General features: G+C 69.0%; 10 protein-coding genes. 3 read left to right on the forward strand and 7 right to left on the reverse strand.

The window, feature by feature from the left end:
* Positions 1 to 64 precede the first annotated feature (64 nt).
* Entirely contained in the window at positions 65 to 1,156 is a 1,092-nt protein-coding gene (locus MRB58_RS15190) for an alkene reductase (protein ID WP_244777964.1), read from the forward strand.
* Between the two features lie 27 nt (positions 1,157 to 1,183).
* Positions 1,184 to 1,615: an OsmC family protein gene (locus MRB58_RS15195; protein WP_244777965.1), complete on the forward strand. Its 432-nt coding sequence runs from the start codon at positions 1,184 to 1,186 to the stop codon at positions 1,613 to 1,615.
* A gap of 122 nt (positions 1,616 to 1,737) precedes the next feature.
* Here the strand turns inward: MRB58_RS15195 and MRB58_RS15200 are convergent, their stop codons facing one another.
* The 5 genes from MRB58_RS15200 to MRB58_RS15220 all read right to left on the reverse strand — a co-directional run bounded on the left by MRB58_RS15200 (position 1,738) and on the right by MRB58_RS15220 (position 9,799).
* Positions 1,738 to 2,298, reverse strand: coding sequence for a type 1 glutamine amidotransferase domain-containing protein (locus MRB58_RS15200; protein WP_244777966.1), 561 nt, complete (start codon positions 2,296 to 2,298; stop codon positions 1,738 to 1,740).
* Positions 2,299 to 2,374: 76 nt separating this feature from the next.
* Complete coding sequence (locus MRB58_RS15205; protein WP_244777967.1) at positions 2,375 to 3,295, reverse strand: transglutaminase family protein; 921 nt, start codon at positions 3,293 to 3,295, stop codon at positions 2,375 to 2,377.
* A gap of 3 nt (positions 3,296 to 3,298) precedes the next feature.
* The gene (locus tag MRB58_RS15210) at positions 3,299 to 5,722 is read right to left on the reverse strand and encodes a circularly permuted type 2 ATP-grasp protein (RefSeq protein ID WP_244777968.1); all 2,424 of its coding nucleotides are present in this window, start codon (positions 5,720 to 5,722) and stop codon (positions 3,299 to 3,301) included.
* Between the two features lie 3 nt (positions 5,723 to 5,725).
* Entirely contained in the window at positions 5,726 to 9,064 is a 3,339-nt protein-coding gene (locus MRB58_RS15215; protein ID WP_244777969.1) for a DUF2126 domain-containing protein, read from the reverse strand.
* A gap of 168 nt (positions 9,065 to 9,232) precedes the next feature.
* A complete protein-coding gene (locus tag MRB58_RS15220) occupies positions 9,233 to 9,799 on the reverse strand; it encodes an NADPH-dependent FMN reductase (protein WP_244777970.1) in 567 nt (188 codons plus the stop codon).
* Positions 9,800 to 9,881: 82 nt separating this feature from the next.
* Here MRB58_RS15220 and MRB58_RS15225 point away from each other — a divergent pair, with 82 nt between their 5' ends.
* Positions 9,882 to 10,319, forward strand: a complete 438-nt coding sequence (locus MRB58_RS15225; RefSeq protein WP_244777971.1) for a helix-turn-helix domain-containing protein — start codon at positions 9,882 to 9,884, stop codon at positions 10,317 to 10,319.
* A gap of 80 nt (positions 10,320 to 10,399) precedes the next feature.
* On the opposite strand, the gene mdoH is transcribed toward MRB58_RS15225, so the two are convergent.
* Both mdoH and MRB58_RS15235 read right to left on the reverse strand, forming a co-directional pair.
* On the reverse strand, positions 10,400 to 12,532 hold the full coding sequence (gene mdoH / locus MRB58_RS15230) for a glucans biosynthesis glucosyltransferase MdoH (RefSeq protein ID WP_371747186.1): 2,133 nt from the start codon (positions 12,530 to 12,532) through the stop codon (positions 10,400 to 10,402).
* Complete coding sequence (locus MRB58_RS15235) at positions 12,508 to 14,076, reverse strand: glucan biosynthesis protein (RefSeq protein WP_244777973.1); 1,569 nt, start codon at positions 14,074 to 14,076, stop codon at positions 12,508 to 12,510. The genes mdoH and MRB58_RS15235 overlap by 25 nt, the downstream gene beginning before the upstream one ends.
* Between the last annotated feature and the right edge of the window lie 27 nt (positions 14,077 to 14,103).

Genomic DNA, 14,103 nt, shown 5'->3' on the forward strand with positions numbered 1-14,103 from the left:
GGGTCGCAAATTCCGTGCTGTGACATACATTCGTCTCCGGTCCGGAATCGGGAATGCCTGAAAGATGACAGAGAAACTCTTCACCCCCGTCACGCTCGGCGCGCTGAAGCTGCCCAACCGCGTGCTGATGGCGCCGTTGACGCGCAACCGCGCGATGCCGCCGCAGGACGTGCCGAGCGAGATGAACGCGCGCTACTACGAGCAGCGCGCCTCCGCCGGGCTCATCATCTCGGAGGGGACGCAGATCTCGCCCGAGGGCAAGGGCTACATCGACACGCCCGGCATCTACTCCGCCGAGCAGGTCGCCGGCTGGCGCAAGGTGACCGACGCGGTGCATGAGGCCGGCGGGCGCATCGTCGCCCAGCTCTGGCACGTCGGACGCGTCAGCCACATCTCGCTGCAGCAGGATCGGCAGCAGCCCGTCGGCCCCTCCGCCATCCGGGCCGAGGCGAAGACCTTCATCGCCGGCGGTTTCGCCGAGACCTCCGAGCCGCGTGCCCTCAAGACCGACGAGATCGCCCGTATCGTCGAGGACTATGGCCGCGCCGCTCGGAACGCCAAGGAGGCCGGGTTCGACGGGGTCGAGCTGCATGCCGCCAACGGCTACCTCGTCGATCAGTTCATCCGCGACGGGTCGAACCAGCGCGAGGACGACTACGGCGGACCGTTGGAGAACCGCCTGCGCTTCCTGCGCGAGGTGCTGGACGCCCTGGTCGCGTCGATCGACGCGGACCGCGTGGGGGTGCGCTTCGCTCCGTTCTCGACCGGCAACGGGATCTCCGACAGCGATCCGATGACGACCTTCAGCGGCGCGATCGAGGCGCTGAACCCCTATGGGCTGGCCTACCTCCACATGGTCGAGGGCCAGATCCGCTCCACCGAGGCCGCCGGCCGGGCCGAAGTCGCCGAGCTGCGCAAGCACTTCAAGGGCGCCTATGTCGGCAACAACGGCTACGACCGCCAGATGGCGATCGACGCCGTGGCGAGCGGCGCGGTCGACGCGGTGGCCTTCGGACGCGATTTCATCGCCAACCCCGACCTTCCGAAGCGTCTTGAATTGAACGCCCCCTTGAACGAGCAGGACCGAGACACGTTCTACGGTGGACAGGACCACGGTTATACGGACTATCCGTTCCTGAACGCCGTGTCGGCCTGACCGACAAGCAACCGGAAGGAAGACTATATGCTACGCAAGGCATCCGCCGTCTGGCAGGGCAAGCTCACCGAAGGCTCGGGCTCGATCTCCACGGAGTCCGGCGCGCTCTCCAGCCTGCCCTACTCCTACAACACGCGGTTCGAGGGTGATAAAGCCGGCACGAACCCCGAGGAGCTTCTCGGCGCGGCGCACGCCGGTTGCTTCACCATGGCGGTCAGCTACGCGCTGCAGGAGGCGGGCTACCCCGTCACCAAAGCCGAGACGACCGCGACGGTCGAGCTCGTTCATGTGCCGGAGGGCTTCGAGATCCCGTCGGTCAAGCTCACGCTGGTGGCCGAGGTTCCGGGCATCTCCGAGGAGCGCTTCCTGGAGGTCGCCAACGTCGCCAAGGAAGTGTGCCCGCTCAGCAAGGTGCTGAAGGCGGAGATCACCCTCGAGGCCACGCTCGCGTCGAGCTGAGGCCGGGCGGCACCGCCGCGCCGTCACGCCCGCCGGGTCACGCCGGCGGGCGTTCTCGTGCGCCGCCCCAAAAAAAGCGGGAGCCCGCATGGGCCCCCGCTCGTCGTTCGTCCGGTCGCCGATCAGGCCGCCGCGCGCTCGTGGCGACCCTCCTGCACCTCCTCGATGATCTTGGCGCAGAACGCGTCGAGATCGCCGGGATTGCGCGAGGTCACGAGCGCCTCGTCGACCACCACCTCCTTGTCGTGCCAGTTGCCGCCGGCGTTGACGATGTCGGTCTTGATCGAGTGGTAGGACGTCACGTCCCGCCCCTTGATCACGCCGGCCTCGACGAGCATCCACGGCCCGTGGCAGATCGCGGCCAGCGTCTTGCCGGTGTTGTAGAAGGCGCGGACGAAGTCGACGGCGTCGGCGTCGGTGCGCAGGACGTCCGGGTTGATCTGCCCGCCGGGCAGGACCAGAGCGTCGAAGTCGGACGGGCTGACCTGGTCGATCGTGGCGTCGACCTTGACGCTCTCGCCCCAGTCGGTCTTGTCCCAGCTTTTGATTTCGCCGCCTTTGATGGAAACGATCGTCACCTTGGCGCCAGCTTCGCCGAGCTGCCGCCGCGGCTCGAACAGCTCGGACTTCTCGAACCCGTCGGTGGCCAGAATGGCGATGCGCGCAGTCTGAATGCTAGGCATTGTGCGGTACTCCTTCTCACTGAGCGCCGACCGTGGCCGGCGCCGCGTTTGACCACACAACTCATTGCCCCCGGGGTCAGGTTCCCTCTTCGGTCCCAGCCGCGACCGCGTGCCGCTCGGTCTCCACCGGCACGACGTCGACCGAATGCCGTGACGAATGTTGCCCGGATGTACGCATCGCTCCGCGCACCGGGGCGACGTCCGAATAATCGCGCCCGCGGCCGATGACGATGTGGTCGAGGCCGGCCGGCACCGCGTTCGTCGGGTCGTAGTCGACCCAGCCCAGCTCCGGCCCGCACCAGGCGCAGACCCATGCGTGCATCGCATCCGCACCGGCGAGGCGCGGCTCGCCCGGCGGCGGATCCGTGCGCAGGCAGCCCGAGACGTACCCCGCGGGGATGCCGAGCCCCCGCAGCGCCGCGATCATGATGTGCGAGAAATCTTGGCACACGCCGATGCGCGCCTCGAAGGCCTCCACGGTGGGGGTCTCCACGGTGGTCGCGCCCGGCCGGTAGGTCCAGTCGCGGTAGATCGCCTGGCCGATCGCCTCCACCGCCTCCAGCACGCTCTGAGTGCCGCGCGCCGTCTCGCGGCCGTACTCGGTCATCTCCGCCGTGAGCGGCACGCGGCGCGAGGGGCCGACGAAGTGGTACGGCGAGCCGGCGTCGAGCCGGCGATAGGCGGCGATCTCGGGGCCGATCTTGTCGACCGGGGGCGACATGTCGAGCCGGCGGCCACGCTCGAGGCGCTGCACCCGCGAGGTGACGGCGAAGGTGATCTCCCGGTGCGCCTCGTGGAAGGCGACCTCCACCATGGCGTTGCGGAAATAGTCGATCCGGTTCACCCACTCGTCGGGCTTCGGCGTCACGGTGAGCGTGCCGGCGACGAGACGCTGCTCGCCGCCGAGGTCGGCCGGCATCAGCCGCACGATGTTGCGGCTTGCACTCGCCGCATTGTCGAACCGGTAGGCCACGCTCAGGGAGACGTCGTATTGCATGATCTACCTGAAGTAGGTCTCGGCGAGGAGGTCGGACATGGTGGCGAGGGCGCTTTCCAGTTCGGCGAGCGCGCTCTGGTCGAGCCCCTCGGGCGTGCGGACGGCGACGTCGGTGCGGGTCTGGAGGGCGGCGCGCTGCAACGGTGAGAGCTGGCGGTGCGTCTCGCCGCCGGGCAGGAAGCCGAGGTGCGACCAGATCTCGTTCAACTGGTAGATCACCGAGCGCGGATTGAGCGGGTCGAGCGCCAGGAGGTCCACCACGGTGGCGCGATTGGTGGCGACGGCATAGCGGCGGCGGTGGCTCATCTCGCTGTCGGCCACCTCCACCGCGAGGTCGAGGGCGCCGTCGGGCGCATCCTCGTCGGCGAATTGCGACAGGAGGCCGGTCAGCGAGATGGCGCGCTCCAGCGAACGGCCGATCGACATGAAGCGCCAGCCGTTGAAGCGGTACATGTTGTCGTGCACCAACCCTGTGAAGCCCGACAGGCTGCGCAGGATGAGGCTCATCGCGCGCGCCGTGTCGTCGCCGCGCGTCGGATGCTCGGCGAGGCGCTGCACCGTCTTCGACAGCTCGTCGAGCGCCGCCCAGCCGTCGACCGAGAAACGGTCGCGCACGTTGGACGCCGCCCGCGCGGCCGACTCCAGCGTGACGCGGACCCCCTCCGGCATCGGTTCGCGCGGATCGCTGCCGAGCCACGTGAGATATTCCGCCGAGCGGCGCACGAGCGGCAGGTCTTCCGAGATCGACTCCGCGACGCGCACATGGTGCGCCCGAAGGAGCCGCACCCGGTACTCCGCCCGCTCCACATAGCGGCCGAGCCAATAGAGGCTGTCCGCCGCCCGGCTCGGCAGCATCGACTGCTGCTGGCGCAGATAGGGTCCGGTCTGCGCCGCCAGCATCGACTCGGCCGGCACGTCCGACTTGGAGACCACCCACACGTCCGCCGCCGAGCCGCCGTTCTGCATGGTCAACGTGACGGCATCGGACGCGGGACCGATGCGGGCGAAGCCGCCGGGCATGATCGTCCACCCTTCGCGGGTGCGCGCCAGGAAGACGCGCAGGCTCATCGGCCGCGGCACGAGGCGCCCGTCGTCGAGCGCGGGCGTCGTGGAGAGGGTGACGGACTCCTGTGCCACCAGCTGGTCGGCGTTGCGGTCGATCCACTGGCCGAGCGCCAGACGCGAGGCGGGGTCGGTCGCGACGGGGGCGGAGACGTCGTCGAGGTCGAACAGCAGCCGCGTCGCGTAGGCGTTGCCGATCGTCATGCGATGCGCGTTCGCCTTCACGTAAGCGCGCTCCTCGTCCTGACCGCACCACCACGTGGCGATGTTCGGCAGGCGCAGCGGCTCGTCCAGCAGCTCCTCGGCGAGGCGGGGCATGAAGGCGAGCAGCGCTCGCGTCTCCAGGACACCGGACCCCAACGCGTTGACCAGTGTGACCCCACCGGTGCGCGCCGCGCCGAGCATGCCGGGCGTGCCGATGGCCGACGTCTCCTCCAGCTCCAGCGGGTCGGCCCACACCGAATCGAGCCGTCGCCACAGGACGCTCACCGGTTGCAGTCCGGCCACGGTGCGCACCATCAGCCGCCCGTCGACGACGGTGAGATCGTCCCCCTCCAGCAGCATGAAGCCGAGATAGCGGGCGATGTAGGCGTGCTCGAAGTAGGTGTCGTTCATCGGCCCCGGCGTCAGGATGCCGACGCGCGACAGCTCCGAGTCGCGCAGGTTGATCAGCGCGTCGCGGAAGCCGCGGAAGAAGCCGGCGAGGCGGTGGACGTTGGCGCGGGCGAAATGGTCGGCATAGACGCGGGTGGTGGCGATGCGGTTCTCCAGCGCGAAGCCGGCGCCGGAGGGGGCCTGGGTCCGGTCGCCCAGCACCCACCATTGTCCCTGCGGCCCGCGCCCGATGTCGAACGCCACGAAGTGCAGGAAGTGTCCGCCGCGCGGGGTGACGCCCACCAGCGGACGCAGCCACTCCGGGTTCTGCGCCAGCAACGCCGGCGGCAGGTGGCCCTGGTTCACTAGGCGGCCGGGACCGTAGATGTCGGCCAGGATGCGCTCCAGCAGCTCGGCGCGCTGGACGAGGCCCTCGCCGATCTCGGTCCACTCGTCCTCGTCGATCAGGACGGGAACGTGGGAGAGCGGCCAGTCGCGCTCGGCGGCTTCGGGCGTCCCGTACTGGCGGTAGTAGACGCCGGCGTCGCGCAGGTACTGGTCGCCGCGGGCCTGCCGGGCGCGCAGCTCGTCCTCGTCCATCCGCGCGACGGCCTCGATGAAGCTCCGCCACACCGGGCGGATCGCACCGTCCGCGCCCAACAGCTCGTCCGGCACCTCCTTGGAGATCTTGTAGCCGGCGAGGAGGCGCTCGACCGCGTCCTCCTCTTCCGGTGCGCCGGCGTCCTGCGGGGCGTCGTCGGGCAAGGCCATGGGCTAGTAGCCGGCGGAGCGCCGCAGATCGAGGGTCAACGGAAACTCCGGATGCGGCACCTCCGGGGCCGGAGCATAGACCCCCGGAGTATGTCCGCGCTCCTCGAATCGCGCAAGGCGGCGGGACTCGGCCTCGTAGCCGTTGATCGGGAACGTCTCGTGTGCGCGCCCGCCGGGGTGGGCGACATGGTAGACGCAGCCGCCCAGCGCCTTGCCCGTCCAGCGGTCGAAGATGTCGAACGTCAGGGGGGCGTTGACGGGCGTCACCGGATGCAGCGCCATCGGCGGCTGCCAGGCCTTGTAGCGCACCCCCGCGACGGCGACGCCGTTGGTCCGCGTTGCCGTCATCGGCACGGGGCGCTGGTTGCAGGCGACGGCGTAGCGGTCCGGATCGGTGGTGGTCAGCTTCACCTGGACGCGCTCGGAGGACGAGTCGGTGTAGCGCACCGTCCCGCCGATGGCGCCCACTTCGCCAAGGACGTGCCACGGCTCCAGCGACTGACGCACCTCCAGGTGGACGTTGTCGATCTCCACCTCGCCGCAGAAGGGGAAGCGGAACTCGGCCTGCGCCTCGTACCACTCGGGGCGCAGCTCGAAGCCGTGGTCCGCGAGGTCGCGCAGCACCTCGAGGAAGTCTTCCCAGATGAAGTGCGGCAGCATGAACCGGTCGTGCAGGGTGGTGCCCCAGCGCGTGAACCGGCCCGAGAGCGGCGCCTGCCACATGCGCGCGATGATCGCCCGCAGCAGCACCTGCTGGGCGAGCGACATGCGCGCGTCGGGCGGCATCTCGAAGCCGCGGAACTCGACGAGGCCGAGGCGGCCGGTGGGGCCGTCGGGCGAGTACAGCTTGTCGATGCAGATCTCGGAGCGGTGGGTGTTGCCGGTGACGTCCACCAGGAGATTGCGCAGCAGCCGGTCGGTCAGCCACGGCAGCGGCGGCAGCGCGCCGTCGGAGGGCGCCGGCATCTGCGCCAGCGCGATCTCCAGCTCGTAGAGGTGATCGGCGCGGTTCTCGTCGACGCGCGGGGCCTGCGAGGTCGGGCCGATGAAGAGGCCGGAGAAGAGGTAGGAGAGCGCCGGGTGCCGCTGCCAGTGCAGGATGAGGCTCTTCAAGAGGTCCGGCCGGCGCAGGAAGGGCGAATCCATCGGCGTCGAGCCGCCGACCACCACGTGGTTGCCGCCGCCGGTGCCGGTGTGGCGCCCGTCCACCATGAACTTGTCCGCCCCGAGCCGCGAGTGGCGCGCCGCGTCGTAGACCGCCTCGGTGATCGCCACGCAGTCGTCCCAGGAGTGGGCCGGCTGGATGTTGACCTCGATGACGCCGGGGTCCGGCGCGACGCGCACCACGTTGAGCCGCGGGTCAGGCGGTGGCGCGTAACCCTCGATGTGCACCGGGGTGCCGAGCCGCTTGGCCGCCGACTCGATCGCCGCCAGCAGCTCCAGGTAGTCCTCGATCCGCTCGACCGGCGGGACGAAGACGCACAGCCGCCCGTCGCGCACCTCCACCGCCATCGCGGTGCGCACATAGCCGTCGATCTCCGGGCCGAGGTGCTGGGCGACCAGCTCCTGCGACGGGCGCGACGCGGTGAAACGGCCGATGGACTGGCCGCGGTCGTGCGCGGCGACGGCGTCCGGGTCGCGGAAGTTCGGCAGCGGGTCGCGCGGCACCGTAGGGTCGGCGGTGTTGACGTAGGGGTATTGGGCCGGGGTCAGGAAAGGCAGGGAGGCGAGGGGAAGACGATAACCGATCGAGGAATCGCCGGGCGCGAGGTAGACGTAGCCACGCCGCGTGCGCCAGCGCTCCGACATCCAGCGCCCCGCGTTGGAGCGGCTCTGCCAGCGCTGCACCGGCAGGACGTAGCCGGCCGGCGTGGTCAGCCCGCGGTCGAACACCTTGGCGATGCGCGCGCGCGCCTCGGCGTCTTCCAGCTCGGCGTTGGTGGGCGTCACGTTGGCGGGGAGGTTGGCCTCCCGCAGCACCCATTCCGCCGGATCCTCGAACGCGGGGACGACGTAGTCCGGCTCCACCCCCAGCGTCTCGGCGACGGTGGTCAGCAGCGCCCCCGCGTCCTCGGAGGTGACGCCGGTGTCGGCCCCTTCGCGGGCGATCAAGTTGGGGTCGTCCCACAGGGGCACGTCGTCGCGCCGCCAGTAGAGCGAGAACGTCCACCGCGGCAGCGTCTCGCCCGGATACCACTTGCCCTGGCCGTAGTGGAGGAAGCCGTCTGGGGCGAACTCGTCGCGCAGGCGGCGGATCAGGTCGTCGGCGCGCTCGCGCTTGGTGGGGCCGACGGCGGCCGAGTTCCACTCGTCCGCCTCGAAGTCGTCGATCGACACGAACGTCGGCTCGCCGCCCATCGTCAGGCGCACGTCGCCGGCGGTGAGCGCGGCGTCGACCTTGTGGCCCAGCGTGTTGAGTGCGGCCCAGGACTCGTCGCTGAACGGCTTGGTGATGCGCGGGTGCTCGGCGACCCGGTAGACCTTCATGTCGAACGAGAAGTCGACCTCGGCGAAGCTCGCGAGGCCCGAGATCGGCGCGGCGTTCTTGTAGTGGGGCGTGGCGGCGAGGGGGATGTGGCTCTCGCCCGTCAGGAGCCCCGACGTGGGGTCGAGGCCGACCCAGCCGGCGCCGGGGATGTAGGCCTCGCACCAGGCATGCAGGTCCGTGAAGTCGACGTCGGTGCCGGAGGGGCCGTCCAGCGCCTCGAGGTCGGGCTTGAGCTGGATGAGGTAGCCCGAGCAGAAGCGCGCCGCGATCCCGAGATGGCGCAGCGCCTGCACCAGCAGCCACGAGGAGTCGCGGCACGAGCCCTTGCCGGTCTCGAACGTCTCCTCCGGCGTCTGCACGCCCGGCTCCATGCGGATCACGTAGCCGATGCCGTTCGCGACCTTCTGGTTCATGGCGACCAGGAAGTCGACGATGCGCCGCGGCGTCCGGTCGACGTCGGCGAGGAAGGCCGAAAGATGCGGGCCGGCCGGCTCGGCCTTCAGGTAGATCGAGAGATCTTCCGCGATGTCGGGATCGTAGGCGAAGGGATAATTCTCCGCGCTCTCCTCGACGAAAAAGTCGAACGGGTTGTAGACCGACATGTCGGCGACGACGTCGACCTCGATCTTGAATTCACGCACGGGCTCGGGGAAGACGAGCCGGGCCATCCAGTTCCCGTACGGGTCCTGCTGATGGTTGATGAAGTGGTTCGCGGGCGAGATCTTCAGCGAATGCGAAATCACCCGCGTGCGCGAATGCGGCGCGGGGCGCAGCCGGACGACCTGGGGCCCAAGCGTGACGGGACGGTCGTACTTGTAGTGCGTCAGGTGGTAGATTGCGGCCTTGATCGACATGGGTCTCGCGTCTTCACTCGTGCAGCAAACCTCTGGTTTTTCACACTTCGCTGTGACGCACAAACCATGTCTTGCCGCGCGGCGCTTCGGCGGCGGTGTGCGTGATGTTTATCGCGCCACCGCCACCGCCACCGTCGCCGTCGCCTGCTGGGCCGCCGTCCCGGCGTGTCAGGCCGCTTGCGTCTCGCGCACCTCGACCCGGTCGAGGAAGGTGGCGAACTTGGCCACGAACGCCTCGAGGAAGGAGCGGGTCGTGTCGTCGGTGACGTCGAACGTATCGTCGATCAGGCCGGGCTTGGTCTGGAAGTAGACCTCCGGCTGGCCGAGCACCACCATGTCGAGCACCGTCGCGATGTAGCGCAGGTGCGACTGGGCGATGGCGGTGCCGATCGCGCCCGGCGTCGTGCCGATCACGGCCGCCGGCTTGCCCACCCAGGCGTTCTGCCCATACGGCTTGGACGCCCAGGCGAGGGCGTTGTTGAGCAGCGGCGGGATGGTGCGATTGTACTCCGGCGTGACGAACAGGACCGCTTCGGCCGCGGCGATCTCCGCCTTGAACGCGGTGACGGCGGCGGGCGTGTCGCGCCACAGGTCGTCGTTGTACATCGGCAGATCGTCGATCGCGACGAACTTGAAGGCGAGGCGGCCGGCGGCCAGCTTCTCGATCGCGCGTGCCAGCTTCAGGTTGATCGATCCCTCGCGGGCGCTGCCGACGATGACGGTGACGGTTTTCATCGGATACTCCGGTATCGTAAAGTGACCGCCGTACCACCTATATGACCCAGTCACAGTCGCAAGACGGCACTTTGAGGTAACCATGGGCGCACCGAAGGAACCCGAGTATGAGTTCAGAGGCACCTGCTGCCGGCCGGTGAAGGAGCTGTTGTCGCGGATCGGCGGCAAATGGACCGTCCTGATCGTCACGCGCCTCGCGGACGGGCCGCGCCGGTTCTCCGACCTGAAGCGCGAGATCGAGGATATCAGCCAGAAGATGCTGACCTCCACGCTGCGCGAGCTGGAGCGCGACGGTTTCGTGAAACGCACCGTCACCCCCTCGATCCCGCCGCGGGTCGACTACGAGCTGACCGACCTCGGGTTCGACCTGTTGAACCCGCTTGAGGCGCTCGGCGCCTGGGCCGTGCGCAACCAGTTCCGCGTCGACGCCGCGCGGGCCCGCTTCGGCAAGGGCGACGCCGCGGAGGTGAAGCCGCATCGCCCCGCCGGAGACGCGGACAGCGCCCGCCTCTCGCTCTGACGGTCGACCGATCGGACAACGCGAAAGGGCGGCTCCCGCAGGGGAGCCGCCCTTTTTTTTGTCGTGTCGGGTGGGGCCGGTCAGGCCGCCTTGGCGCCCATCGCGCGGCGCTTGGCCAGCTCCAGCGCGTTGGCGAGGAGGCCGGTGTCGGACAGCAGCGTGAGCCGTTCGGCCGGTGCGAGCCAGCTCGCCAGCTCCTCGATGCTCTGCGCCTCGCCCAGCTTGGCGGCGGCGAGGGCGCGGGTGGTGTCGAACGAGCCGCGCCCGCGCTGCTCGGGCTCCAGGGCGCCGAGGTGGGCGTCGCACAGCGTCTGGTCCTCGGCGAGCGTGATGAGAGCGTCGCGCGGCAGGCTGGCGGGGAAGGCGTGCGCCTCGCGCCGGGCCATGCGCAGGACCTCCGGCGGGGCGGCCTCCTGCGGGGTCATCAGCGCGTGGTTGCGGCGCAGCTTGCGGCCGAGCCAGAACGAGCCGCAGCCCTTGGAGATCGGCACCGCCAGGATCAGGGCGAACAACGTCGGCGACATCCAGGCCGCCAGGGTCGGCGAGTGGATGAGGGCGATGATGCCCAGCACCAGGCCGCACGCCATGTGGACCATGTGGAACTGCGTCGCCGCCAGCCAGCTCACGCTCGACCCGCTGCGCGCCTGCGGCAGCCAGCCCACCGCGCGGCCGAGCAGGATCGACATCACGATCCCGGTCTGCGCGATCATCATGATCGGCGCGATCAGCGTGGTGATCACCAGCTCCAGGAAGGTGGACCCGACGACGCCCAGCGGACCGCCGCAGCCGCGCCGCAGCTCCCGGTCGAAGAGGGCGTTCACCATCGCCATGATCTTGGGCAGCAGCAGCACCACCAGCGAGATGATGAAGAGCGTCACCATGCGGGCCGAGTCGAAGGCCGGCCACGTCGGGAAGAGGGCGAAGCTGGAGGGGAAGTACTCCGGCCGGATCAGGGTCGCCTGCACCGAGAGCGCCACGCCGGTGAGCAGCAGGAACAGCCACACCGGGCTCATCACGTAGGCGAGGATGCCGATGGTGAAGTGCAGCCGCGAGCAGAAGGCGAGGCCCGGCGCGCCGACGAGGCGGGCGTGCTGCAGGTTGCCCTGCGCCCAGCGACGGTCACGCTTGATAACGCCGAAGAGGTCCGTCGGCGCACCCTCGTAGGAGCCGGTGATGTCCGGACGCATGGTCACGGTCCAGCCGGCGCGGCGGATGAGCGCCGCCTCGACGAAGTCGTGGCTGAGGATCGACCCGCCGAACGGCGGCCTGCCGGCGAGGCTCGGCAGGCCCGCGGCGCCCGCGAAGGCGGACATGCGGATGATCGCGTTGTGGCCCCAGTAGTTGCCGTCCTCGCCCTGCCAGGCCGCGATGCCGCCGCCGACCACCTTGCCGGTGACGGTGTTGGCGAACTGCTGGGCGCGGGCGAACGGGGTCTGCCCGCCGATCAGCTGCGGGTTGGACTGGATGATCCCGGCCTTCGGGTCGGCGATCATCGCCGCACGCAGGCGAGCCATGCAGTCGCCGGTCATCAGGCTGTCGGCGTCGAGCATGATCATGTGCTCGTATCGACCGCCCCAGCGGCGCACGAAGTCGGCCACATTGCCGGCCTTGCGGTGCGCGTTGTCGCGGCGGCGGCGGTACCACACGCGCGTCGGACCGCACTTGGCGCGCAGGATGGCGAGCGCGCGCTCCTCGGCGATCCACACCTCGGGGCTCGTCGTGTCGGAAATGATGAAGACTTCGAACGATGTGCGCAGCCGCTCCGGCAGGTCGTTGACCATCGCCGCCAGCGCCGAGAACACCTCGCGCGGGTCCTCGTTGTAGATCGGCATGACGATCGCGGTGAGGCCGCCGGGGGCGTAGATGTCCTCGTTCTTGCCGCGGGGGGCGAAGATGCCGGCGAGCGCGTTGGCGGCGCTGAAGGCGATCCAGCCGAAGGCGACGGAGAACGCGGCGAGCAGGACCCACTCGAGCGCCGCGATCGATCCGACCTTGGCGACCGCGTACATCTCGCTGATGCCGAAGATCGTGAGCGACAGGGTCACCAGCACGAGCGTGGCCCGTGCGGCGATGGTGCGAGGACTGGGGCGGCCAAAGGAATGAGCGCGGAATCCGCGCGTCTGGAAGGATTGTTCGGGCATTGCCAGCGGAGCTGGCGCCGGAGTCGCAGTCAGTTGCTGCATTGAGCCTAGCGTGTCCATCGGTAAAGCCATCGCTCGCCTGGAGGTCCATCTTCCGGTTCGAGGGCCAGCCGGATCTCGACGAGATCCGAGTCTTTGGGATCCAACTCAAATGTTACGCGTTGGACATCTCGCTCGGGCACGGGGTAGGTCACAAGGTTCGACACGGTCCCGGTCGAGGCGGAGATCCGCATCTCGAGGTTCTGCGTCGACGTCCCGCGCATGAGGTAGTCCACGACAAAAAGGTATCGATCGTCCGAAAGGTTCCGCCCGATGCGCGTCTTTATGACTTGCGGTCCGGGTGAAGCGACCTGGGGGACGTCCTCCCAATGGATTCGGTAAGCCAAATCAAAAGGTTGTCCGGCAGGTAGCTCGGTGGCGGGTTGCCAGTAGGCGACGATGTTGTCGTTCCACTCTTTGGTTGTAGGGATTTCGAAGAGGACAACCGAGCCTTTGCCCCAGTCGCCGCGCGGCTCCACCCACGCCGAGGTGCGAAGCTCGTAGCGAGCCTCGGCGTCCTCGTAGTCGGAGAACTCGCGGCTCCGCTGGACGAGGCCGAACCCGCGCGGATTCTCGTCCACGAAAGCGGAGATCTGCAGGCGGTCCGGATTGTTGATCGGACGCCACAGCCATTCCCCGCCCCCCGTGAAGATCGAGAGGCCGTCGGAGTCGTGCACCGCATCGCGGTAGTCGACGAAATCCCAGCGATTTACGCCTGAGAACAGAAACATTGACGAAAATGGGGCGAACCCGATCGTCTTGATGGAGCGCCGCGGGAAAAGCGTCAGCTCCACGTCCACGAAGGTGGCGTCGCCCGGGGCGATTGTAAAGCGGTAGACCCCCGTCGTCGATGGAGAATCCAGCAACGCGTGGACGACCACACCGTTGGCGTCGTCCGCCGTCGTCTCCAGCCAGAAGGCGCGGAAGACGGGGAACTCTTCGCCGGTCGGAACGCCGGTGTCGATGGCGAGGCCTCGGGCCGAAAGACCGTAGGTCTCGTGCCGGCCGACCGCCCGGAAATAGCTCGCCCCCTGGAACACCGCGAACTCGGACAGCGACTCGCTGTCGGCGACGTTGGCGTGCAGGCGGAAGCCGGAAAAGGGGACGTTCTCTTTGGGCAACTTGCCCTCGGCCAGTTCGCCGACCCAGTAGCTCTCGGGGTCGTAGACCACCTTCTGCGCCGTCTCCCCCTCGACGACCCAGATCTCGACCGGCTGATTGTAGACGAAGCCCGGCGGCAGCGCGTCGAACGAGAAGCGCTTGTCCGGCCCCAGCGGCTGCGGCCACTTCTTCCACGGCTGGATCTGCCGGTAGGTGGCGTAGTCCATGTCGCTCAACGAGGCGGGGATGTCGCCGCGGCGGTCGTCGTAGTCCTGCTGGGCGAGGGCTTGGGCCAACTCGCGCAACCGCTGCGGCGAAAAGGGGGCGGTCTCGCCGTACAGCTCGGGGAGACGGGTCAGATGGTCGCTACCCTCGGCGAGGGCATCGGTGACGAATCGCGGCCACCCCCCGGCAGCACCGGCCAGGGCCCAGGCAGCGGCGGCGCCGGAGACCAGATGTCGCCGGGCAATTTTCATCCACGCTCTCCTTACCCGGTTCGTTAT

Source organism: Acuticoccus sp. I52.16.1 (genome assembly GCF_022865125.1).
Classification (GTDB): Bacteria; Pseudomonadota; Alphaproteobacteria; order Rhizobiales; family Amorphaceae; genus Acuticoccus.